Source organism: Arthrobacter sp. 'calajunan' (assembly GCF_046940185.1).
Classification (GTDB): domain Bacteria; phylum Actinomycetota; class Actinomycetes; order Actinomycetales; family Micrococcaceae; genus Glutamicibacter; species Glutamicibacter soli.
In genome coordinates this window covers 268501-292090 of record NZ_JBKZDY010000001.1, presented here as the reverse complement: position 1 = coordinate 292090, position 23590 = coordinate 268501, and the positions used below count along the sequence as shown (strand labels likewise).

Annotated in this window: 16 protein-coding genes; 3 read left to right on the top strand and 13 right to left on the bottom strand. The window is 62.3% G+C overall.

Going from position 1 to position 23590, the window contains the following annotated elements; translation table 11 throughout:
• Window positions 1–193: 193 nt before the first annotated feature.
• From RF641_RS01365 to rfbB, 4 genes are all read right to left on the bottom strand, one after another.
• On the bottom strand, window positions 194–2866 hold the full coding sequence (locus tag RF641_RS01365) for a LuxR C-terminal-related transcriptional regulator (protein WP_424572255.1): 2673 nt from the start codon (window positions 2864–2866) through the stop codon (window positions 194–196).
• Complete coding sequence (locus RF641_RS01360) at window positions 2863–5307, bottom strand: helix-turn-helix transcriptional regulator (RefSeq protein WP_424572254.1); 2445 nt, start codon at window positions 5305–5307, stop codon at window positions 2863–2865. Before RF641_RS01360 ends, RF641_RS01365 begins: the two co-directional genes overlap by 4 nt.
• A gap of 523 nt (window positions 5308–5830) precedes the next feature.
• The gene (locus tag RF641_RS01355; protein WP_424572253.1) at window positions 5831–7264 is read right to left on the bottom strand and encodes a sugar nucleotide-binding protein; all 1434 of its coding nucleotides are present in this window, start codon (window positions 7262–7264) and stop codon (window positions 5831–5833) included.
• The gene (rfbB, locus tag RF641_RS01350) at window positions 7261–8283 is read right to left on the bottom strand and encodes a dTDP-glucose 4,6-dehydratase (protein WP_424572252.1); all 1023 of its coding nucleotides are present in this window, start codon (window positions 8281–8283) and stop codon (window positions 7261–7263) included. The genes RF641_RS01355 and rfbB overlap by 4 nt, the downstream gene beginning before the upstream one ends.
• A 102-nt stretch (window positions 8284–8385) precedes the next feature.
• Between rfbB and rfbA the strand changes: the two genes are divergently transcribed.
• Window positions 8386–9294 (top strand): glucose-1-phosphate thymidylyltransferase RfbA, encoded by a 909-nt coding sequence (gene rfbA, locus RF641_RS01345; RefSeq protein ID WP_424572251.1) that lies wholly within the window; start codon window positions 8386–8388, stop codon window positions 9292–9294.
• Window positions 9295–9451: 157 nt separating this feature from the next.
• Here the strand turns inward: rfbA and RF641_RS01340 are convergent, their stop codons facing one another.
• Entirely contained in the window at window positions 9452–9769 is a 318-nt protein-coding gene (locus RF641_RS01340; protein WP_424572250.1) for a hypothetical protein, read from the bottom strand.
• A gap of 79 nt (window positions 9770–9848) precedes the next feature.
• On the opposite strand from RF641_RS01340, the gene RF641_RS01335 reads away from it, so the two are divergent.
• Window positions 9849–10445 carry a sunset domain-containing protein gene (locus tag RF641_RS01335; RefSeq protein WP_181728160.1) on the top strand — a complete coding sequence of 199 codons (597 nt, stop codon included), beginning with the start codon at window positions 9849–9851 and terminating at the stop codon, window positions 10443–10445.
• 100 nt (window positions 10446–10545) lie between these two features.
• Here RF641_RS01335 and RF641_RS01330 read toward each other — a convergent pair whose 3' ends face one another.
• The 5 genes from RF641_RS01330 to ilvD all read right to left on the bottom strand — a co-directional run bounded on the left by RF641_RS01330 (window position 10546) and on the right by ilvD (window position 16966).
• A complete protein-coding gene (locus tag RF641_RS01330) occupies window positions 10546–11244 on the bottom strand; it encodes a class I SAM-dependent methyltransferase (protein WP_053797885.1) in 699 nt (232 codons plus the stop codon).
• Window positions 11245–11382: 138 nt separating this feature from the next.
• A complete protein-coding gene (gene ilvC, locus RF641_RS01325) occupies window positions 11383–12414 on the bottom strand; it encodes a ketol-acid reductoisomerase (protein WP_047118871.1) in 1032 nt (343 codons plus the stop codon).
• 143 nt (window positions 12415–12557) lie between these two features.
• Complete coding sequence (gene ilvN / locus RF641_RS01320; RefSeq protein WP_053797884.1) at window positions 12558–13076, bottom strand: acetolactate synthase small subunit; 519 nt, start codon at window positions 13074–13076, stop codon at window positions 12558–12560.
• Between the two features lie 3 nt (window positions 13077–13079).
• Window positions 13080–14963, bottom strand: coding sequence for an acetolactate synthase large subunit (locus RF641_RS01315; protein ID WP_424572249.1), 1884 nt, complete (start codon window positions 14961–14963; stop codon window positions 13080–13082).
• Window positions 14964–15262: 299 nt separating this feature from the next.
• On the bottom strand, window positions 15263–16966 hold the full coding sequence (ilvD, locus tag RF641_RS01310) for a dihydroxy-acid dehydratase (protein WP_053797882.1): 1704 nt from the start codon (window positions 16964–16966) through the stop codon (window positions 15263–15265).
• Window positions 16967–17478: 512 nt separating this feature from the next.
• On the opposite strand from ilvD, the gene RF641_RS01305 reads away from it, so the two are divergent.
• Window positions 17479–17940, top strand: a complete 462-nt coding sequence (locus RF641_RS01305; RefSeq protein WP_053797881.1) for a hypothetical protein — start codon at window positions 17479–17481, stop codon at window positions 17938–17940.
• Window positions 17941–18043: 103 nt separating this feature from the next.
• Here the strand turns inward: RF641_RS01305 and RF641_RS01300 are convergent, their stop codons facing one another.
• Genes RF641_RS01300 through RF641_RS01290 form a run of 3 tightly spaced genes read right to left on the bottom strand, consistent with a single transcriptional unit; the run spans window position 18044 to window position 23566 of the window.
• Window positions 18044–19966 (bottom strand): glycosyltransferase, encoded by a 1923-nt coding sequence (locus tag RF641_RS01300; protein WP_424572248.1) that lies wholly within the window; start codon window positions 19964–19966, stop codon window positions 18044–18046.
• Window positions 19963–21666 carry a hypothetical protein gene (locus RF641_RS01295; RefSeq protein WP_424572247.1) on the bottom strand — a complete coding sequence of 568 codons (1704 nt, stop codon included), beginning with the start codon at window positions 21664–21666 and terminating at the stop codon, window positions 19963–19965. Before RF641_RS01295 ends, RF641_RS01300 begins: the two co-directional genes overlap by 4 nt.
• A complete protein-coding gene (locus RF641_RS01290; protein WP_424572246.1) occupies window positions 21656–23566 on the bottom strand; it encodes a cellulose biosynthesis cyclic di-GMP-binding regulatory protein BcsB in 1911 nt (636 codons plus the stop codon). The genes RF641_RS01295 and RF641_RS01290 overlap by 11 nt, the downstream gene beginning before the upstream one ends.
• Window positions 23567–23590 lie beyond the last annotated feature (24 nt).

Sequence of the window (23590 nt, the reverse complement as noted above, 5' to 3'; positions counted from 1 at the left end):
TCGCTAACCGCCGCCCCGTCTAAGGGAAGGAGTCCTCAGGGATATTAACCACGTGCATGGTCCCCAGTTCTCTCGTGGACAGTCCAGGATCCATGGATCCGGCGCTGCTCCCTAACAATAGAGACTACTGAAACCCGATAATCCTCCGCACGCGTGTTTCTTACTTCAAGATTGCTTGAAACACGTAGTCAGCTTACTGGGCTGTCCCAAAATCAAGTTCGGCGACGACCAGCTCGGAGCGTTCGGAAATACCCAGCTTCGAGAAGACCCTGTAAAGATGGCCCTCAACCGTACGCTGGGAAACAGTTAACACGCGCGCGATTTGCGCATTGTTTTTTCCTGACAGCGCCAACTGGACGATCTCTGCCTCCCGAGCGGTCAGCTCGGTCAGCGCGAGAGCACGCGCAACATATTTGTTCGGATTGATCCGTTGCTCGTTAACTACTCGCGATGCCTGGCGAAGCAGGGTTCCGCACGTACGCGACTCCCCCGCCTCCGAATAGCGCACCGCAGCACGTGCCAGCGCTTCGACGCCAATGAGCACTTCCTGGCTTCTGAACGCCTTCTGGGCGAGCTCTTCCAACGGCTGAGGCTCGCTCTGGGCGCGATACTTGCTCAGCTGCAGCAGGAGCTGCGACTTCGTGCCTTCGTGTTCATCGCAGAGCTCAATCAGGCGTCTGAGGTCCTTGCTGCCGGCAAGTTCTTCATCTGGCAGATGCGAAATCTTGTGGGCCAGAGCCATCCGTTCGAAGACAGGGAAGTCCTTGAGCTTCTCACTGCCTTGGGGCCTGCCGATTGTCGCGGCAGAAGCCCTGGCGAAGACTCGCTGGCGCGACGGGGTCTCCCCGATGAGCTCAGGCGGCTCTGGTTTGCTTTCCAGAGCTCCGGAAGCCGTGCCTGTCCCGAGACTTCCCCCAAGCTCATGAGCCATGGCGTGCAGGTTTCTCGCGAACGTCAGCACCTGGGCGGGATCTCCGAATCGCAACTCCGTGACCGCCTCCGCAAACCTGCGAAGGGCAGACTGGTTGCGTCCCTGCAACAGGTCGGAAAGACCCAGCATGAGAACTACGGCACCTTGGTGTTGTACACCGAAGCGTTCTCCGCCGTAGCGATAGGTGTCCAGCAGTTGCTGCGCTTTCTGGTTCTCCCCCAGCTGCAACAGGTTCCAGCACTGCAAGAACATCAGACGGGTTTCATACAGCGCCCGGGTCTTCGGGGCATCGGCGATCAACTCGATGGCTTCCTGGGCGATGGACAGCGCTCGCTCGGAGTGCCCCACAACGCTTTCGGCGTCGCAGTACATCAAGCGGGCAATGATTTGGCCTTCGTCCGGGAAATTTGGATCATTGATGATCCGCTCGAATTCCTTGGCCTCGGGGAACTGTCCGTCGATCGAGTTCACCCGCACCCACAGGTCCAGAAGTTGCTGTGCGAATTGCTGGTCCATCACGGCCTTCGCCGATTCGGCATCGGAGGGAAGGCTCGACACCCATTCCTTCCACTGGTGGATGTAGTCGCGCATCAAGGGCAGGTTGTTGCCCAGATTAGTGACGACGACCAGCAGCTGGCTGAAGGCCGAGGTCAGCAGGTGAGGCGCTTTGGCCGTTCCGACGAACCTCAGCAGGATGTTTCGCGCTGACTCGAACCGTCCCAAGCCGAGCAGTACATCCGCTTCGAACAGTGCACCGTGGCCGCTCGAATGGGCAACGTTTCCGGCACGGCAAAGTTCCCATGCCAACGGATAGTTGCCCTCATCCAAGGCAGATGATGCAGCATCCAGAATCCGCTCAGTTGGGAAGGATTGTCCCACTTCGAGGCCCCAGAGCACGTGCGACGCTGACTGTTCCATACCCAGTTCACTCGTGCACTGCTGCCATGAATCGTACAGCTCCGCACTTCGCTGCGCAGGAACCATCAGGCGCAGCACCCGGCGGTGAAGCTCGGAGGCCAACGCCACGGTGTCGTCCGGCAGCTCATGCAGCTGGCCGGCGTCAATCATCCGACGGTACTCAAGCCGTCCGCCGTCGAGAACGAGCTTAGGCGCCGGTCCGCCCAAGGCCAATAGTTCCAGCGTGCGCCGTTCGTCTTCGGTGCTCAACCGTTGGATCTCGCTGACAAGATTCGTCAGCCGCGAGTCAACACCGATGGTGTCCTGGCTCAGGAGCCAGATGCCCTGTGGTGCGCTGGGACCGTAGTCCATTTCCTTGTCCTGGATCAGCAATCCCTGTTCCAAGCTTGAAGCGATCAGGGCCTCGACGAAGCTCGGGTTGCCTCCCGACAGCCGGTGGATCGTCCCGACTGAGCTTTCGCTGAGGGTGCCCCCGAGCATGGATTCAGCAACGGTCCGGATTCCTGAAACATCCAGCGGCTGCACAACGATCGTCGACATCAACGGCGACTGGGCCAGCTGCCCCACGATCGATTCCGATTCCAAGACGCCTGCGCCGAGCGCGATGAGCTTGATTGCCGCGTTCTCCATCAGGGTTGAAAGCACGAAACAGCTCTGGGCATCCAGGTACTGTGCGTCTTCGACAACAACAATCCGCGGCTGGTCGCTATCAGGCACGCTGGCCAGTACGTGGTTGATCTCGCGCAGCACCTGCACAGGTTCGTCCACTGAAGCCAACGCGTCAAGATACGGCGACAATACCCCGTAGGGAACCGCAGCAAGCGTCGGGCTGCAGTAAAGCGTCATTGCGGGCTCGCTGAGTCCGGTGCTGGTCATGACCGCGTCAACCAGGCTGGTCTTTCCCATGCCCACGCCGCCGAGAACCAAGGCACCGCTTGGTTCCGGCGTGCTGACCACGTGCAGCAGGTCCTGGTACTCGCTGGATTTACGTCGGCTCTTGTAGTCTATTGCGTTCACAGCTGTCCCGCCGCACGTCGGCTGGCACGATCAAGTGCAGTCAGTTCTTGCCTATTGCGAACCTGAAGCTTCGAATACACCTGGTACAGGTGCCCTTCAACGGTCCGAATTGAAACGCCGTTGATGCGGGCAATTTCAAGGTTCGTTTTCCCCGAGATCGCCAGCAACGCGATCTGCGACTCGCGCTTCGTCAGGTCTCCGGCCCACGTTGGGGCACCGGTCTTCCCAGATGCCAGCGCATCGGACCTGCTGTTGTCAGCGAGGTACGCAGGACGCTTTACAGTGCCCACGAGCTTTGCCAACTTCCGCTGGTCCTTGGTTGTCAATGACGAAACCAGTGCATTGCCGGATACCGCACCCATCAGAATATGTCCGGAAGCCACCAGATTGCGAAGCACCGCAAAAAGGTCCGCCGATTCTCCATGGTGCTTCTCCGAAAGCTCCGCGTACATTTCAGCCGTAGCCCCTTGGCAGTTTGCGGCCACCGCGCCCAAACGGGAATCGGGATCCGCATAGCCCAGCCGAAGCGCGCAGGCCAACGCGCCCATCTCCAGGGTGAGGTAGCCGCCAGCGCGAGACTTATCGGCAAATGACATCAACTTCGCAATCGCCTGTTCAGGCGATCCGATGAGGGCCAAGCTCATGGCCGAAAAGACTTCGGCCACCCAACTGTGGAAGTTCACCTGCGACGAGGTCGAGATGTCGTCCTGTTCCTGGCTGAGCAGTTCCGCCGCCTCGCTCCGTCGCCCCAGGACCATCAGCGAATGGGAAACCACGGCTTCCATCGCAATCTTCCCTGCGGTTTCTTCCTGCTGGCGCGCCTGAGACAGGCACGGTTCAAGAATTTTCAGAGCACGTTCGTGATCGCTTTGCAGTGCGAACAGGATGCCCCGTGCACTCTCGGCCCGGGCGATCAGCTGCGGATATGCAAATTTCCCCGCCGCGAGTTCTGTCGCCCTGACGAGCGCCTCGGAATATTTTCCGCACAGCATTTCAGTCATGAGCAGCTGCTCTTCGATCTCTGCCAGGTCTTCGGCGCACATTCCCCCGTAGGAAGCCATTCCCAGGCGGCGGTTTCGCAGCTCGTTGCCAATATGGTCGACAACTGTCTGGGCGTCCGTCTGGCGTGCGCGCGCCGCGCAATTCGTCGACTGCAGGGCCATGGCACGCAAGTGCAGTCCCCGGGTCATCCATCCCTCCAGCTGCGCCGGAGTGTCGTCGATATGGCAGTCTTCCGACCCTGCATTAACTTCTGCCTGGGCAGAATCAACCAGCTGGGTAAGCAAGTCGAGCTCTTGCTGGGCGCGCAACAGCCGGTCCTGGGACCATGCATCATTAATGGCAGCCAGAAGGTTCTCGTGTGCAAGCCGGATGAGGCTCACGGCAACCGGGACGTCGCCCTGCTGAAGCAATACGCCAATGTGCAACTTCAGGATTCGGATCCGGGCGAACGGCGCCACAACCCATTTCCCGCTGGCGTATCCGCTGCGCGAATACTCTTCAGCGATGTCGAGCAACGTGGAGTTTTGCCCCAGATCCGACAATAACGACATCGCCGAAAGTGCCACGGCGGTCTCTGGATCCTTGTGCAGGTGTGCCACGACTTCGTTGCTGCGACGCTCCATCTCCGGATCGATGTTCTGCCGAAGCATCAGGCGCAGCAATGGAACCGCAATTATGACGCGGTGGTCCGCCTGCGGCACGACCTTCACGTGGTCCTTGGCGATCAACTGATCCATGGCCTTGGTCTGTTCTGCACGGTGCACCATGTCTCGGGAGACTGCACCACCCATGGCAAGTGCATACAAGAGTACTCGTTCGGAATCTTCAAGCCCCGAGGTCATAGAATTGAACATGGTCTGCACTGCAGGACCATTGCCAAGGTCCAGATCCCGAAGAATCCAGGTTCCGGACTCCTGGCTCAGCTGTCCGTTGGCAATCCAGATCCGCGCCAGCTTGAGAATCAATCCGCGGTTGCTGTCGGCGAGATACTGCAACGTCGAAGCAGCGAAGGCGGAGATTGGCCCTTGAAGCTCGGACTCCAGAAATGCCCGCGTCTCCAAGGTGCTCATCCGGCTGATGCTTACATGCTCCATCTGCCCGGTACGGAACAACGAAAGCAGATCCTGTGGAAGGTCATGTATTTCGTCGCAGATGACGATGAGCTTGATCTTGTGCATCGCAGCAAGCTGGGCAAGCAACGACCCGGATTCCTCATCGATGAGCTCTGGCTTGCCGAGCAAGACCACGGATGGCTTGCCATCCGGGCACAATTCCCGCGCAAGCCCATGCACGAGTTCATGCCGGCTCGGCTGTTCAGCTGTTTCAAGCTGCGCCAGCAGGAAGGCCAGAACGCCCATGGGCATCTTTTGCCCGAAGCTGCTCCCGTTGAGTCGAATAAGTTTTTGCGGATCAATGAGTTGGCTGTGCGCAGCTTCCACGCTTGCTCGGCGCCCGCTGCCCGATGGTCCGGAGACTACCGCTCCGGACTTTGCAGGATTCTCTAGGATCCTGCCGATCTCGGTAATTGCATCGGTTGGAGTTGCGACCAATGCGTTGGTCTCGCCCCAGAGCCTGCGTGAATTCCGAGTATCGTCCCCAATAAGTACTCTCGAGTACTCCATTTAAAAACCGCCCCAATCGGTTCATTCCCCAAATATGACTGCGGATGGATCCCCCGACCAATCCGCGTGTTTTCATCCTAGGCTCGCAGTAGATAAAAATCACCATATTTCAGGCCGCTGCGGCAATTCCAAGTACAACTACGCGATAAATCAAGTACTAGTGCACCGAATCCCCGAAACCTCTGAATTTGGCGGGCGCCCTCGCGATAAGGTCCTGACTAGAAGATTTGTAACTTCCATCAAGTTTGCGAACCCTTCTTTTACTTGCGCGCTGTCACGAATCCCTCGAACACAGGGCGACTTACTCGTTATTTACTGAGTTACGTGGTGTGTCCGATAGTTAGTCGACCATTTGATTGGCATCCGACTTTGCCTTGAGATATTCCGCCAGACGAACTAAGTACGAAGACGGGCTGTACCCGGTTCCTCGGATCTTTTCGAGACTAAAAGTACTATTCCTAGGACGTGGCGCTGCCAGGTCAACTGAGCGTGAGTACTCGCTTGCGGACGTTGGCTTCACCTGCTCTGGATCGTGTCCAGTGAGTTCATAGATCGTTCTCGCCACTTCGAACCAGCTGGTAGCCGGACCGTCGCATTGAAGATGGTAGACACCACCAAGCTGCCCCGTATCGATCAGGTGCAGAATGGCTCCAGCCAAATCCTCTGCAAAGGTCAGCCTTCCGAATTGGTCGTCAATCACCTGCGGCGAGATGCCGCGCATTGCTAGCTTGAACATCGTGTCGACGAAGTTCTTGCCATCCCCGACAACCCAGCTCGTTCGCACCACCGTGTGTTCGGGGTGTGAGGAAACTGCGGCCTCGCCGGCGGCTTTGCTTTGGCCATATACGCCCAGTGGTGCAAGGGGATGGTCTTCGGCCACGTACTCTTCTTTTCCGTCGAAAACGTAGTCCGTGGATACGTGAACAAGCTTCACATCATTCTGGGTGCAGCGGGCCGCCAGATCCGTGACAGCTGTGGCGTTGACCCGCCAAGCATTTCGCCGGCCGTGAGGATTTTCGGCCTCATCCACGGCTGTCATGGCCGCGGCATTAATGACATGGCTGTACGTAGACCAAGGGAAACCGTCAAGGAAATCAGGCCTTTCCAAATCGACCTCGGCGCGAGTGAACACCTCGATCCGCGGATCCTGCTGGCCCATTTGTGCAAGCGCACGTCCCAATTGCCCGTTGCCGCCGAAGACCGCAATTTTCTTTGGCAACACCGGCTTGGCTTTGTCCAACATCGGATGGTTCCGATCCGCGTCGGAGATCACCGCTTCTTCGATAGTAATCGGCCAAGCGATTCCCAAAGCGGGATCCGCCAGGTTGACGTAGCTGTACTCCGAGCGGGCCTGTTCGGTCCAGTGCTCAGTCACCAGGTACGAATAGACCGTTCCTTCTTCAAGAGTCTGGAATCCGTTGGCGACACCTCGCGGAATGAACAATGCAGAGTCTGGCCCGACAACTGCGGTGTGGACTGCGCCGAATCCCGGACCGGGGCGCAAATCCACCCAGGCTCCGAAAATCTTGCCGGAGAGCACCGAGATGTACTTGTCCCAGGGCTCTGCATGAAGCCCCCGGGTCGTTCCGCGCTCGGCGTTAAAAGAGACGTTGTTCTGCACCGGGCGAAAGTTGGGAAGCCCCGCGGCAACCATTTTTTCGCGTTGCCAGTTTTCCTTGAACCACCCACGCGCGTCTCCGTGCACGGGCAGCGTCAGTTCCAGCAGACCCGCGATCTCGGTTGGTTGGACGATCAGCTCTTTGGCCTCGTTCATGCGGTCGCCGCCTGAGAAGCGTTGCGGAGTTGCTGCGCATATCGACGCTCCGTGTTCGCCTTGCTCGGCTCCCACCAGGCCTGATTACTCCGATACCAGTCAATGGTCTGCGCGAGGCCGCGCTCAATGTCCGTGTACTCAGGCACCCAGCCCAGCTCGGTACGCAGGGTCGTGGAATCGATGGCGTAACGCAGATCATGGCCCGGGCGATCCAGCACATGCTCGAACTCATTCTCCGGCTCGCCCATGAGCCGCAAGATCATCTTCAGTACCTCGACGTTGTTGCATTCACCATCGGCGCCGATCAAATAGGTGCGTCCGGCCTGTCCCTTCTCGACGATACGCTGGACCGCCGAGGAATGGTCCCGAACATGGATCCAGTCGCGGACGTTGGTTCCGTCGCCGTAGAGCTTCGGCGTTTCCCCGATCAGGACATTGGTGATCTGTCGTGGAATGAACTTTTCGACGTGTTGGAACGGGCCGTAGTTGTTGGAGCAATTTGAAAGCGTCGCATTGATGCCGAATGACCGCACCCACGCGCGCACCAAAAGGTCACTGGATGCCTTGGTTGACGAGTACGGGCTCGACGGATTGTAAGGAGTGGTTTCGGTAAACCGCTGCGGGTCATCCAGCGCCAGGTCGCCATAGACTTCGTCGGTGGAAATATGGTGGAAACGCACGTTGTGCCGGCGTACGGCTTCAAGCAGTTCAAAGGTACCCACGACGTTGGTCCGCACGAAGACCCCGGGATCATGCAGCGAGTTATCGTTGTGCGATTCCGCCGCGAAATGCACAACGACGTCGTGCTTTGCGACCAGTTCGTCCACGAGAGCCGCGTCGGCGATGTCGCCGACGACTAGTTTGACCCTGTTGCTTGGAAGGCTTTCAAGAGACAGCCGATTGGCCGCATAGGTCATCTTGTCGAGGATGGTGATGGCGCTGTCGGAGTGCTCGATCATGTGGTGGACATAGTTGACCCCAATGAATCCCGCTCCCCCAGTCACAAGGATTCTATTCATAGCCCTACGCTAACCAGCAATACGCGCGTGATGTGCAGACCTAGAGAATTTCGAGTACGGATACTCTGACAACCAGTATTGCGCCGTTGCTAGGCTCGACTCATGAGGGGAATCATACTTGCTGGGGGAACTGGGTCGCGCTTGCACCCAATTACGAAGGGCATTTCAAAACAACTGGTGCCGGTCTTTGATAAGCCCATGATTTACTACCCGCTATCTACATTGATGCTGGCTGGTATTCGGGACATTCTGGTCATTACGACGCCTCAGGACGAGGCCCAATTTCGAGACTTGCTCGGCGATGGTTCGCAGTTCGGGATCGAGCTTAGCTACAAGGTGCAGCCAAAACCGGAGGGGCTGGCACAGGCGTTCATTATCGGTGCCGAACACATCGGGGACAAGTCTGTTGCCCTGGTGCTGGGAGACAACATCTTCCACGGACCGGGCTTCGGTACGCAGCTGCGGAAATATGTAGACCAGCCGGGGGCCACGGTGTTCGGATACTGGGTCAAGGATCCGCGGGCCTATGGTGTGGTGGAATTCGACGAATTCCACCGAGCGATCTCGCTGGAGGAAAAGCCGGCAGAACCGAAGAGCCACTACGCAGTGCCGGGGTTGTACTTCTACGACAATTCCGTGGTCGGCAAGGCGCAAACGCTTGCGCCTTCACCGCGTGGCGAATTGGAAATCACGGACATCAACCGCCTGTATCTCGACGAGGGAAACCTGAATGTGAATGTCCTCGCGCGGGGCACCGCGTGGCTGGACACCGGGACTTTCGAGTCGCTGAACGACGCGTCCAATTTCATTCGTACCGTCGAGGCACGGCAAGGCTTGAAAATCGGCGCACCGGAAGAAGTCGCCTGGCGCCAGGGGTTCATCGATGACGCCCATCTGCGCGGTCTGGCCGTCGCGCTGGGCAAGAGCGGCTACGGCGATTATCTCAATGAGCTGCTCGATCACAGCTTCGCAGACCCATATCATGCGGCCACGGATCCGCTCGGCGTCTAGGCACGTTCACATACGATACATACAGATGCGGGAGTCTTGGAACAACCACACGATTGTTCCAAGACTCCCGCCATCATTTTGCCAAGTCGCGGCAGACCTACCCCTTGTAGTGGCCAGTTCGACGTCTTCGTCAGCACGGTCCTAATGGCGGCCAAACCTACCTGCCTGCCTCGACATCGTGCATGATCGTCAGTTTGTTGCAGCAGAGCGTACCTGGATGGCAGCCGACTTCTCCAATATAGATGACCTTGGAAGTATGCAAGAATGCACGCAGCTGAAATACAGCCAGACCTTTGGTTTCCAGCGAACAGGTGGTTTTCTTCGATCTGATCTGGTCACGAGAATGATAAACGGCATCCGGAGGGAGCACTGTCGAGCCCAGTGCATACCGCACAAGATGGTTCGCCAAGACCTCGGACCAGCCGCCACGCTGCTTGTTTGCCACGACGGGAAACCGAGTTTCTCCAAGGTTCATCGATCGACTAGACTCACCTTTGACATGAGTATTTTCATCTCGGTCATCATCACTTCCTGGGGGAAAAATGAATAAGATCATGCAGCGGGCACTTGTCGTCCTCGCTTCCGGTGCGCTCGTCTTCTCGGGTGCATCAGCCGCCACGGCGCAACCACAGGTGGCTGCGCCAACCGCTATCAGCGTGGTTGCCGCTAAGAAAGCGCCGGCAGTTTCAATCCAGAAGATCGGCAACAAGTCCGTTTCCGGATCGGCCAAGGCCACCATCAAGCCGAGCTATTCGAAGGCGAAGAACGTCAAGGTCAAATCCGCGACGCTTACCGTGAAGAAGGGCTCCAAGACTGTCGCCAAGAACAAGGCCTCAGTGAAGCTGTCTACCGGGACGTACAAGGTTACGACGTCGGTCAAGTACCAGCTCAAGGGCAAGACCTCGACGGTGAAGAAGACCGAAACCGTGAAGGTGACCAAGAAGGTCACGAAGAAGACGCCGGTTTCCAAGAAGGGTTACGGTTACAAATGCCCCGCCGGCTATCCGGTCAAGGGCAACCGCACTGGCAGCAATAAAGAGTGGAAGTACCACGTCAAGGGCGGCGCATTCTATGACCGCACGAAGCCCGAGGAATGCTTCAAGAACACCAGCGATGCCCGCAAGGCCGGCTACCGAGCTTCCAAGCGCTAATTTCGGCTAGCCCCACCAACGGCCGGGCACGAACGCGATCTTCGCGTTCGTGCCCGTCCTTTGTCGATCAATCGATTGCTTCCTATCCCGATGCAGCTGTTCAGGTTCGAAGAGAGAAGAAAAGAAAACTCAGGAACGAATCGCGCTCGCGCAGCTTCTCCGGCACGATCTGCTCTGGCGCATCCTTGGAATACGGCGGTTCCCAAATTCTCTCGATGCTGAACCCAGCCTGCAGAAAGGCGTTGGCCATTTCGTGCAGGGGGTGGTGCCAGTAGGTGAGCTCTGCGGGCTGTCCGTTGAAGGTGAATTCGTCGGTGTACTGCGTCGCCTTGAAGTAGTCCTTGCCCGGATGGTTCCACGGATAGAGGAGTGGATGGTTCACCGAAAGGATCAATCGACCGCCCGGTTTCAGGATTCGACGCACTTCCAACAACGCCTCGTGCCACGTCGGCAGGTAGTGGAAAACGAGCGAGGCCACCGCATCGTCAAAGGTGTCCGATTCGTAAGGCAGAGCGTCACCAAGTCGGGCGACGCTCAGCTCGACGTCCTCCCCCACTCTGCGCTGTGCCAGATTGATCATCGCGACACTCGAGTCGAAGCCCTCGACGCGGGCACCACGATCCACCAGGGCCGCCGCCAGCGGTCCCGACCCGCAGCCGATGTCCAGGATCCTGCGCCCTGAAACGTCTCCGGCAAGCTCCAGCATCGCGGGCCGCTCATAGTAGGCGTTGAGCAGGCTGGAATCGTTCTCGTCCGAATAGGCCTGTGCGAAATCGTCGTAGTTGGTCTGCGTGGTCACCGGTCAGCTCCTTTGGTTTTCACCGAGCCTAGTGACCAGACCTGAAATTTCCCGGAGAACGACAAGGCGCCTGTTGCCGGCATTAATCATGCCGGCAACAGGCGCCTTGGTCGTGAAGACTACCCGGTCAGGTTCCGCTTAGCGGGCTACCGAGCCGTCGACGTAGTCATCGCTCGAAGCGTCCGAGATCCAGGAGAACAGCGAGCGCAGCTCGCGGCCGGTGGTCTCGATCGGGTGGGCTTCGCCCTTGGCGCGCAGTTCCAGGAACTCCTTGGCGCCGTTGGCCTGGTCATCCATGAAGCGCTTGGCGAAGGCGCCGGACTGGATGTCGGCCAGGACAGCCTTCATGTTCTCCTTCACCTCCGGCGTGATGACGCGCGGGCCGGAGACGTAGTCGCCGTACTCCGCGGTGTCGGAGATCGACCAGCGCTGCTTGGCGATGCCGCCTTCCCACATCAGGTCGACGATCAACTTCAGCTCGTGGAGCACCTCGAAGTAGGCGATCTCCGGCTTGTAGCCGGCCTCGGTCAGCACCTCGAAGCCGTACTGCACCAGCTGCGAGGTACCGCCGCAGAGCACAGCCTGCTCGCCGAACAGGTCGGTCTCGGTCTCTTCGGTGAAGGTGGTCTCGATGACGCCGGCGCGGGTGCCGCCGATGCCAGCTGCGTAGGACAGTGCCAGGTCCTTGGCACCGCCCGTGTAGTTCTGCTCCACGGCGATCAGGTCAGGGATGCCGCGGCCTGCCTCGAACTCGCGGCGCACGGTGTGGCCCGGAGCCTTCGGGGCAACTAGTGCAACGTCGACGTTTGCCGGCGGCTGGATGAAGCCGAAGCGGATGTTGAAGCCGTGGCCGAAGAACAGGGCGTTGCCCTCTTCCAGGTTCTCGGCGATCGAGTCGGCGTAGACCTTGGCCTGGACCTGGTCCGGGGTCAGGATCATGATGACGTCGGCCCACTTGGCGGCCTCGGCAACGGTAGCGACCTTCAGGCCTTCGGCCTCGGCCTTGGCGCGGGACTTGGAGCCCTCGGCCAGGCCGACGGTGACGTCCACACCCGAGTCGCGCAGGCTCAATGCGTGCGCGTGGCCCTGGGAGCCGTAGCCAATGATGGCTACCTTCTTGCCCTGGATGATCGAGAGGTCTGCGTCGTCGTCGTAATACAAATCAGCCATGTGAATTGCTCCTTGGTTGTTTCGGAACGGAAGTTTCTGTTGCTGGCACCAGCATCTATGTTCAAGTCTGGTGCCTTGGATTGTGAAATTTGGTGTTCGTGTCCGAAGAAGTCATATTCGCCTTCTTCGGACACGCTCCGGCACTAGGCCGAAAGGCTCTTCAGGGCCCTGTCGCTCATCGACTTGGAACCGCGGCCCACGGCCAGGGTTCCGGCCTGGACGATCTCGCGGATGCCGAAGGGCTCCAGCACCGAGAGCAGCGCCTCGATCTTGGCCGCGTTGCCGGTGGCCTCGATGACCAGCGAGTCGGTGGCCACGTCGATCACCGACGCACGGAACAGCTCAGCGGCCTGGGTGACCTGCAGCCGGGTGGCGGCGTCGGCGCGGACCTTGACCATGATGTGGTCGCGCTGCACGGAGGATTCCGGCAGCAGCTCCACGATCTTAATGACGTTGATCAGCTTGTTCAGCTGCTTGGTGACCTGCTCCAGGGAGTCCCCCTCGGCGTCGACCACCACGGTCATGCGGCTGATGCCCTCGATTTCCGTGGGTCCCACGGCCAGCGAGTGGATGTTGAACGCACGTCGGGCGAAGAGGCTGGCAACTCGGGTGAGTACGCCGGGAACGTCTTCGACCAGCACGGACAGCGTGTGCTTTGCCATTCTCTAGTCTTCCTCTTCCCATTCTGGGGTCATGCCCTTGGCGATCTGGATCTGGTCGTTGCTCACTCCGGCGGGGACCATCGGCCACACCATGGAGTCCGCGGAGACCACGAAGTCGATGACCACCGGGCGGTCGTTGATCTCCAGCGCCTTCTGGATGGTGGCGTCGATGTCCTCGTCGCGTTCGCAGCGCAGACCCACGCAGCCGTAGGCGTCGGCCAGCTTCACGAAGTCCGGAACGCGCGCGGTGCCGTGGCCCGTGTTCAGATCCGTATTCGAGTAGCGTGCGTCGTAGAACAGGGTCTGCCACTGGCGGACCATGCCCAGCGAGGAGTTGTTGATCACCGCGACCTTGATCGGGATGTTATTGATGACGCAGGTGGCAAGCTCCTGGTTGGTCATCTGGAAGCAGCCGTCGCCGTCGATCGCCCAGACCACGCGGTCCGGCTGGGCCACCTTGGCACCCATGGCCGCTGGCACCGAGTAACCCATGGTGCCCAGGCCCGCGGAGTTCAGCCACGAGCGCGGACGCTCGTACTTCACGAACTGCGCGGCCCACATCTGGTGCTGGCCCACGCCGGCGACGTAGACGCCCTCCGGGCCGGTCAGCTCGCCGATGCGCCCGATGACGTTCTGCGGGGCAGACAGGCCGTCGTGGGTCTCGGTGTAGCCGATCGGGTAGGTTTCGCGCAGGCGGTCAAGCAGCGACCACCAGTTGGACAGGTCCTGCTGCGGCTCGGTCTCGAACCGGGTTTGGCAGGCCTCGATAAGCTGCGGGATGATCTCGTCCAGCGAGCCCACGATCGGCACGTCGGCCACGCGGTTCTTGGAGATCTCCGCCGGATCGATGTCCGCGTGGATCACCTTGGCGTTCGGCGCGAACGAGGACAGCACGCCGGTGACGCGGTCGTCGAAGCGGGCGCCGAGGGTGATCAGCAGGTCGGACTGCTGCAGGGCGGTCACCGCGGAGACGGCACCGTGCATGCCCGGCATGCCCACGTGCTGCGGGTGCGAATCCGGGAACGCCCCGCGGGCGGTCAGGGTGGTGACCACCGGGGCGTTGATGAACTCGGCGAAGGCCTTAAGTTCCTCGTGCGCGTCGGCCTTGATGACACCGCCGCCCACGTAGAGCACCGGGCGGGTGGCGCCGGCGATCAGCTTGGCGGCTTCGCGCAGCTGCTTGTTGTGGCCGCGGGTGACCACGCGGTAGCCGGGAAGCTCGACCTTCGGCGGCCACGAGAAGGTCATCTGCGAGGTCTGGGCATCCTTGGTGATGTCCACCAGCACCGGGCCGGGACGGCCGGTCTGCGCCAGGTAAAACGCGCTGGCCATGACCTGCGGGATGTCCTCCGGGTCGGTCACCAGGAACGCGTGCTTGGTGATCGGCATGGTGATGCCGACGATATCGGCTTCCTGGAACGCGTCGGAGCCGATGAAGGCGCTGTTGACCTGGCCGGTGATCGCCACCATGGGCACGGAGTCCATGTTGGCGTCCGCCAGTGCGGTCACCAGGTTGGTTGCGCCGGGTCCGGAGGTGGCGATGCAGACGCCGACTTCCCCGCTGACCATGGCGTAACCCTGTGCGGCATGGCCGGCACCCTGTTCATGGCGGACCAGGATGTGATTGACCTTGGTCGAGTCCATGAGCGGGTCATAGGTGGGAAGGATGGCCCCGCCTGGTAACCCGAAGACGTCCTTGACGCCCAATTCTTCCAGCGAGCGGACGATGGCTTGTGAGCCCGTCATCTGCGTGGGAGCAACGATGTTATTCGGACCCTGGACCGGGTTCGAAGCTTCCACGACGGAAGAGACAGCGGCGGCGGCATCCTTGGGTCGACTAATTGACTTCGCAACCGACGCCGGATTGGCGGGTGTGGAGTTGCTCATCTGGATCCTTTCCATTTCTATCTCTTCATCTGCGCATAAAAAACGCCCCACGGCCGTCACTGCTGACGAAAGGGGGCTGCGCGTCACCGACGTCCTGCTTGGCGGCAGAACTGGTCTCAGGCTCCGCGCCTGATAACTAGTAGTACATCGGTGGTTGTTTGCATGTGTCTAATCTTTCTTTACCTAGTGGTAAAGATCAACTCGCACCCCGTGCCATCTCATTATATGAGACGAATGTCCATTGGGTGGACGCATGACACGCCCACCCGCGGACAAACTTCTGATTTTCCCCGCGGCTGCTAGCCGCAATAGGCGCCTGTGGAGGCCGACTTCACCAGCTTGGCGTACTTGGCCAGCACGCCGGAGGTGAACTTGGCGGGCAGCGGCTCCCAGCCGACCTTGCGGGCCTCGAGTTCCGCCTCGTCGACCAGCAGGTCGAAGCTGCGCGCCTGCATGTCCACGCGGATCCGATCCCCGTCCTTCACGAACGCAATCGGTCCCCCGTCCACGGCTTCCGGAGCCACGTGCCCGATGCACAGGCCCGTAGTGCCTCCGGAGAACCGGCCGTCGGTCAGCAGCAAGACGTCCTTGCCCAGGCCCGCGCCCTTGATGGCGCCGGTGATGGCGAGCATTTCGCGCATGCCCGGCCCGCCCTTGGGCCCCTCGTAGCGGATCACCACCACGTCCCCGGCCTGCAGCTCGCCGCGGTCCAGCGCATCCAGGGCGCCCTGCTCGCGCTCGAAGACGCGGGCGGTGCCCTCGAAGACATCCGCGTCGAAGCCAGCGGACTTCACCACGGCCCCCTCCGGGGCCAGCGTCCCGTGCAGGATCGCGATGCCGCCGGTTTGGTGGATCGGGTCCTGCATGGCGCGCAGGATCTTCCCGTCCGGATCCGGCGGGGCGATGTCCGCGAGGTTTTCCGCCACGGTCCTGCCGGTGACTGTCAGGCAGTCACCGTGCAGCAGCCCCGCATCCAGCAGCGCCTTCATGACCACCGGGACGCCGCCGATGCGGTCCAGGTCGTTCATGACGTAGCGGCCGAAAGGCTTCAGGTCCGCCAGGTGCGGCACCTTGTCGCCGATGCGGTTGAAGTCCGACAGCTGCAGATCCACCCCCGCCTCGCGGGCAATGGCCAATAGGTGCAGCACCGCGTTGGTCGAGCCGCCGAAGGCCATGAGCACCGCGATGGCGTTCTCGAAGGCCTGCTTGGTCATGATGTCGCGGGCGCGGATGCCCTGGCGCAGCATCTGGACCACGGCCTCGCCGGAACGCCGGGCGAACATGTCGCGGCGGCGGTCGGCCGAGGGCGGGGCGGCGGAACCCGGAAGGCTCATGCCCAGCGCCTCGCCGATGGAGGCCATGGTGTTGGCCGTGTACATGCCGCCGCAGGCGCCTTCGCCGGGGCAGATGGCCTTCTCGATGCGCTCGAGGTCGGTCTCGCTCATCTTGCCGGCGGCGCAGGCGCCCACCGCCTCGAAGGCGTCGATCAGGGTGACGTCCTTTTCCGTGCCGTCCTCCAGCTTCACCCAGCCGGGCATGATGGAGCCGGCGTAGAGGAAGACCGCCGAAAGGTTTAGCCGGGCGGCGGCCATCAGCATGCCGGGCAGCGACTTGTCGCAGCCGGCCAGCAGGACCGAACCGTCGAGGCGTTCGGCCATCATCACGGTTTCCACCGAGTCGGCGATGACCTCGCGGGAAACCAGGGAGAAGTGCATTCCCTCGTGGCCCATGGAGATGCCGTCGGAAACGGAGATGGTGCCGAACTGCATTGGGAACCCGCCGCTGGCGTGGACGCCTTCCTTGGCGCCCTGCGCCAGGCGGTTCAGCGAAAGGTTGCACGGGGTGATTTCGTTCCACGAACTGGCGATGCCGATCTGCGGTTTGGCGAAGTCCTCATCCCCCATGCCGACCGCGCGCAGCATGCCGCGCGACGGAGCAGCGTGGATGCCGTCGGTCACTGCACGCGACCGCGGCTTGATGTCCGGGCTGGAGTCATGGCTCATAAAACATCATTCTAGGAGTCAATATGACCACTTGGGCAACCCATGACGCGCACATGACACAAATAGGTTGCCGAAAGCACTGATCAGATTGTCCAAAACGCTGCACTCCGGGAAGGTACGCCACTTCTCCTGGTCTTGTTGCGGTGGCACGCATGCCCGGCCGGCAAGCGGAAAATGCTGACGCACTTCCTCCTCCCCGTCCTCCAACCCCTCCTGCCTCCCTGTTCCCAGTGAAGGATTCATCGGCCGTGGCACTCTATTCCGGTCCGATGGGACAAGCCCAACGTCGTGCCGCCCCCATCGCCACCGCTGCCTTGCGTGCGCCCGGTACACCACCTGTAGACACGTAGGCAGGGCCCCTCGGTGCTACGGCAAGCGGAGCGCAACGGCACGAAATATTCTCGGTGCGCTCGGGCCACTAACCGCTGATCTGGTGTCGTTCACCTGAGAATTCCATGTGGCCAGCCCGCTGCCTCACCGGCCTGTAGGTATTACTTAGTAGAGTGAGATACATGGACACCAGCCCAGCCGAGAACCCGACCGAGCAAGTCAAGACCCGCCTGCACCATGTCTTCGACTCGCAGATCCCGAATTTCGCCAGCTACAACCTGGTGGCCGGAACCGGCATCGCCGGCTCCGGAGGGCTCAAAGTCATCGGCTATCGCCGGCAGCCGGCCGAACTGGTCCTCGCGCCGGTCAACTCCAGCGATCTCACCGCTTCCGAAGACGCCATCACGATCAACAACACCAACGTCAACCAGCTCGCCCTGCTCAATGACGGCGAGTACGAGGTAGCGACCTCCACCGGACGGGTATTCCGATTCTCCATCCCGCTGCACCCGGGCATCGATCTGCAGCTCGATGACGCCGTCTCGCTGTCGGCGGTCATCGACCAGGAAGACGATGCCAAGGACTTCGCGGATTTCATGGACCACTTCATGAACACCATCGAGGGCACCGAGAACTTCGTTTAACAGCCCGCACCTAGGCCTGGAAAGAACAACCCCGACGCCACTGCCCCGGCATCCCGCACCCCAAAGGTGGCAGGATGCCGGGGCTGTTGCGCACCGCGGCTGCTCAGCTGGCCAGGAACTCGTCCTCTTCATCCAGTCCATGCGGGGTCTTCTCCCACACGTGCGGGGTACGGACCATTTGGTAGGCCGCGCGCCATGCCGCGATGGAATGCAAGACCCAATAAGCGGGGTTCAGCAGCGCGAAGGCCGCCACCCGCGCACCGTAGCGTCGCCACGCGACGATACCGGAGACCACAATCATCATGGCGTTGCCGAAGATCATGGTGCCCCAGCCCAGGGCGAGCAGGCCTTGGGGAAGATCCAGGCCGATGAACTGCACGCCGATGTAGGTCACGATGGTGAAACCAAGCACCAGCGGATACGCCAAGAACGCCAGCGGGGTTCCGGCAATCAACCCGATCATGCCGACGGCGCCGCCCAGCCCGGTGCGTTTGGCGAAACGCAGCGGGCGGCGCATGTTGACCGCCGCGGTCACCATGTAGCCCTTGATCCACCGGGTGCGCTGCCTGATCCACGCCGGGACCTTCGAACAGGCCTCCTCCCAAGTGGTCGAATTGATGATGCCCACCCGGAAGCCGCGCACGCTGGCGCGAAGCCCCAAATCGGCGTCCTCGGTCACGTTCCACGGATCCCAGCCGCCCAATTCACGCAGCTGGCGCGCACGGAAGTGGTTGGACGTGCCGCCCAGAGGCAGCGGAATCCCCGTGCCTTCAAGGCCGGGAAGCATGGAATCAAACCAATGCGAATACTCGACCGCGAACATCTTGGTGAGCACGTTATGCTCCGCGTTGAAATAGTTCAGCGCCGCCTGCACGCACACGAGCGGGCGCACGGTGCCGTCAACCTGCGACCTGATCCGCTCGTCTTCGCGGAACGCATCGATCGCCTTGCGAAGCTGGTCCGGTTCCGGCCGGTCCTCCGCATCATAGATCACCACGAACTCTCCATTGGCCATCGCCAATCCGTAGTTGCAGGCACGGGGCTTGGTCTGCGGCACCCCGCGCGGGACCACCAGGATGCGCACATTGCTCGGCGGGGCCGCCGCCTTGGCCGCGGCGATGGTTTCCTGGTCGTCTTCTTCCAGCAGCAGCAGCACTTCCAGCTTGGATTTCGGGTAGTCCAGCGCGCCGATGTTCTCCAGCAACTTGGCGATGATGTTCGCCTCGTGGAACGCGGGGATCAGGATGGTGTAGATCGGCAGTTCGTCGTCGGGGATGCGATCCGTGCTCGGTGCCTTGACCCCGTAGCGCTTCCGCCACAGCCCGAGCCTGCGCGCGGCCAGCCGGCGGCGGGCGCGCTGGATCGGGGCATTGATGCTGGCAACCGTCTTAAACAGGATGCTTGTGGCAAAGCTGATGTTCGCCGCGAAGAGGACCACGATCATCGTCCGGCGGAAGTCCACCACGAGTCCGGCGATGAACACCGCCAGCAGGATCGCGGGAAGGATCATTTGCCAAGTTGTCAATGCGACTTTCGCTGACTGGGCGGGATCGTCCACGGACAGCCGGTCCGCCGCGTCATAGAGCATTTCCCGGCGGAAGCTCGCCTGGAGCGCCTGCTGGATGTCCCAGTCGGTCGTCGCCACGACATCCACCGGCGCGCCGAGAAGTTGCCGGGCTTCCGCCAGGACGGCAGGGGTCGGCGCAGTGCAGGTAGCGATCGTGATCCGCCCGTCATCCTGCCGCCGGTAGGGCAGCCAGGCTGAAGACAACGCCCATTCATGGTCGAGTTCCGCCAGCAGATCCGGTTGCGGCGGATCTTCGACCAGGTCAACCAGCGTGGTGCCCCACTGTCCGGCGAGCGCGGCGTACATGTCGCGGCGTTGCACGGCCCCGGCCAGCAGCAGGTGGCGGCCGAGCAGTCCGCCTTCGCGGCGCTGGTCTTCCAAGGCCCGGTCGATGTCGGACTGGGTTGCCAGATGCTGATCCACCAGCAGCTGCCCCAAGGGCTTGTAGGCGGTGTTCATCGATCGATCCTTTGCAGCACGGCGTGCGTGGGCGAGGTGTAGACGGTTCGGTAGCTGGCCCGCGCAGAGGGCCGCGCGATGAACGCCTGGTCGACCAGGTCCACCGGCCCTGAATTGACCGGCGCCCCGTCCTTTTCGACATTCAGCAGCACCCAGCGGGCATGCGCCGCCGGGTTGTCCAGGGCCTGGGTGAAGTTGTCCCCGGAGGCGCGCAGGAAGATCTGCGAGATATCGATGCCCAGCAGCGGCACGATCGCGTTGCCTCGGGCGCTTTCATCAAGCAGCAGCCCGCCGCCGTCGTAGTTCTGCGCCAGCCACTGCGCCGCCTCGGTGGAATACCGGGTGGAGCCGGCGCTCATGGCGGCCTCGGCCAGCACCGGCGCGCGATCGACGGGACCGGCACTCCACCAGCCAAGCTGCAGCAGCACTGCCCCGCCGAGCCCGGCCGCCGCGCCCGCGCGCAGCACCTGCCGCGTCTGAAGTCGCCAGTTGTCCTTCCGCGTGAGCCACTGCCCGGCGGCGTCCACTGCCAGCGCCGCCGCCAGCAGGAAAAACGGCATGGCGGTCATGGCGAAGCGGTTGTTCCACCAGGTGCTGGGCAGCGAATGCGCGTTGTTGATCGCGGTCTGGCCCAGGTACATGCTCACCACCGCGAAGACATAGGCGCTGGAGGTCAGCCAGAGCACCAGCCCCGGCGTTTGCAGGCGCCACCGGTAGGCGGCGACCAGCAGGCCCGCACCGGCGAGCACGAGCAGCAGCACTCCGGCGGTGCCCAGCACCGAGGAATGGAACGTGAGCAGGGTCAGCCCCAAATTGCCCTTGGTGGGCAGCAGGCCGCTGCTGCTGATGGAGGACTGCTGGGCGCTGGCCGAGTAGGGGCCGAACATGAATTCCAGCGCGTCCCCATAGATCCCCCAGTTGTAGGCCAGCCACCAGCACACCGCCAGCGCGGGAATCCATGCGTATCCGGCGGCCATGATGATCATCTGCTGGAGCGAACGGGTACGTCGCAGGGTCACCACGCACACGAAAATGGTGCCGGTCAGCGCCAGCATCCATCCTTCGTAGCGCGAGAGCATGGCCGCCGCGGTGGGAATTCCGGCGAAGACCGCCAGCTCCCCGGCGCTCATCCTGCGCGGCGCCAGCGCCCAGCGGCTCAATCCGGACAGCGCGGCGACGAGGAACAGCAGCAGCACCGGCTCGGTCAGCGCCGTGGTGTAGAGATACAGCACGCTGGGGTTGGCCAGCAGCAGAACCAGCATCGCCAGGCGGCCGGCACGGCCGATGCCCAGACGGGCCGCGATGCGGTAGAGTCCCGCGGCAGTACCGGACAAGGCGGCGCTTCCCAGCAGGGCCGCGGCCCACCCGGTATGGAAGAGCGGGTCGATCGCCACCAGCGGGATCAGCAGCAGGTGCGGCACCGGCAGCCATACGGTGCCCAGCTGTTCGAAGCCGGGAGCCATCGAGTCGATCACCCGTCGCGCGATGGTCAGGTGGCTCTGGGCGTCGGAGTAGGCCATGGCCCAGCCGCTGGGCACGGTGACGGCGCTGGCCGCCAGTCCGAGCAGCCCGGCGGCAAGCGCCACCAGCACGGAGCCGGGCACCTTGCGCACCTCCGGCGGGGCGCCCAGCAGCCGCCAGGCACGCTGCAGCCGCGAAACTATTGATTGTTTCAGGGCCGTGCCGGTGCTAGCGCTCATCGGATGAGGGTACGGACTGCGGGCCGCCGGCTGCCGCCTCCGCGGCCGCCTGCGTCTTGGCTCGGCGGTTGGACCTGCGCAAGGCGAACGCGCCAGCCAGACCGGCCAGGACCAGGGCCGCGACGCCGCCGGCCGCCCACCAGGCGTAGGGGCGGTAGTCGTCGGTGAGCGAATCCTGCGGGATCAACGCATTGCTTTCCACCAGGACCGGCGCGGCGCCCTCCTGCGCGACCAGCAGGTTGCGCGAGAGCGAAGACCAGCCGCCGGCGGCCGGCGCCACCCGGTCGGCTAGGTCGCGGTACAGCGCGTCGGTGTTTGCTCCGTCAGGCGACCAGCCGCCGGCCAGCAGCACGGCGCGGCCCGAATCCTCGAAGGCCTGCAGCGCGGCGTACGGCTCCTCGGTGCCCACCCCCGCGGAGAGCACGGAGGATTCGATGGTGCGGAAACGTTCCAGGCGCAACGGCGCGCCGAGGGCGTCGGCAAGCTGCGCATCGCCTCCCACCACCACGGTGCTCAGCGGCGAGCCGGCGACATCCTCGATGGCAAGGTTCTGCACGTGCAACGGCACGGCGCTGGCCTGTTGCAACGAGGCCAGCAGGCTGGTGGCGAGCGCATTTGCCGTCTCCGCGGAAGTCCCGGCACCCAGGGCGAGGCCCACTTCGCCTGCGGTTTGCTGCGGCAGCATCTCGAAGCCCGCGGCGCGGCCCGCGCCATACTGCGGGGTCACGGTGCTGGCGCTACCATCCAGATGCACCTGGACCGGCAAAGTGCCGGCGATGGCGCAGTTTGCGCCCTGCGCCGCGGCATCCAGCTGGAGGCGTAGACCGTTGCGCGAGGTGACCAGCGACTGCGGGATCTGGATGTCCGCGTTGAGCGCGGTGCTCTGATCCAGCACGAAGGAATCGACCAGCTGGTCGTTCCAATACACGTTCAGGGCCGCTTCGGTATTCTCCGGGATGGCGCTGTGCGTCCCGGACAGATGCACCTGGGCTCCGTTCAGGCTTGAACCGAGCTGGGCCTCGTCCACTCCGATGTACAGCGAGGATTGGCCGTAGCCCTCCAGCTTCGGTGCGGTGGCGCCGAGATCCGCAAAGCTCATCACCTCCGCCGGGGTCCAGCGCTCGCCCTGGACCGGCGCTGCCTCGGCGTCTACGTGGCGGCCGACCGCCAGGGTGAGTGCCCGGCTGCGGATCACGGTGTCGAGCTCTGCCAGCTGCTCCGCGGTCCCACTGATCCGCAAGGTGGTTCCGGCGCGATCCAGGGCAAGCTTCATGCCCTGCTCTGCGAGCTCGAAGGCGACGGTGTAATCCGCATCCGCGGCATTCCAGGCGATATCGGCGGACGGGAAGGCAGCGGCCAGAGCGGGAACCGCGCTCAGCGCAGCCTGCGAGGCTTCGCCTCCACCCTGGATGGACACCGAGCCGGGCGAGCTTGCAAAAAACTGCGCCACCGATTCAGGGGCCTTGGCCTCGCCCGCAGCCTGAAGCTGTACCTGGGAGAGCTCAACCTGCTGCGGTTCGACGCTCAGGCAGCGGCCTTCCCGGGACTCGGGAAGCCAGCGGACCGCGACATCCAAGGTGCCGTTCTCCGCCGCGTGCTTCGCGTTCAGCGGCAGGTCGAATGCGCCGGACTGGGCGACCGGCAGGGTCTTGATGATGTCCTTGCCGACGCGCAGCTGCAGCTGCCCGTCCGTGGCCGTGGTCGAGACCCGGCCCTTGATCGACGCAGGCTTCAGCCCCTGTGCCACGGGCACCGTAACTGTTGCCCAAGCTCCGGTGTCGCTGGTGGAGGCCGGCTGGCTGACCTTCACGGATTCATCGGCCAGCGCAGGTGCCGAAGGCAGCAGGCTCAGCATGAGCGCGGAGCCGAGGACAGGGACCAGGATTTTTCGGTTCAACATTTCTCCAAAGGGCCGGGCCCGAAA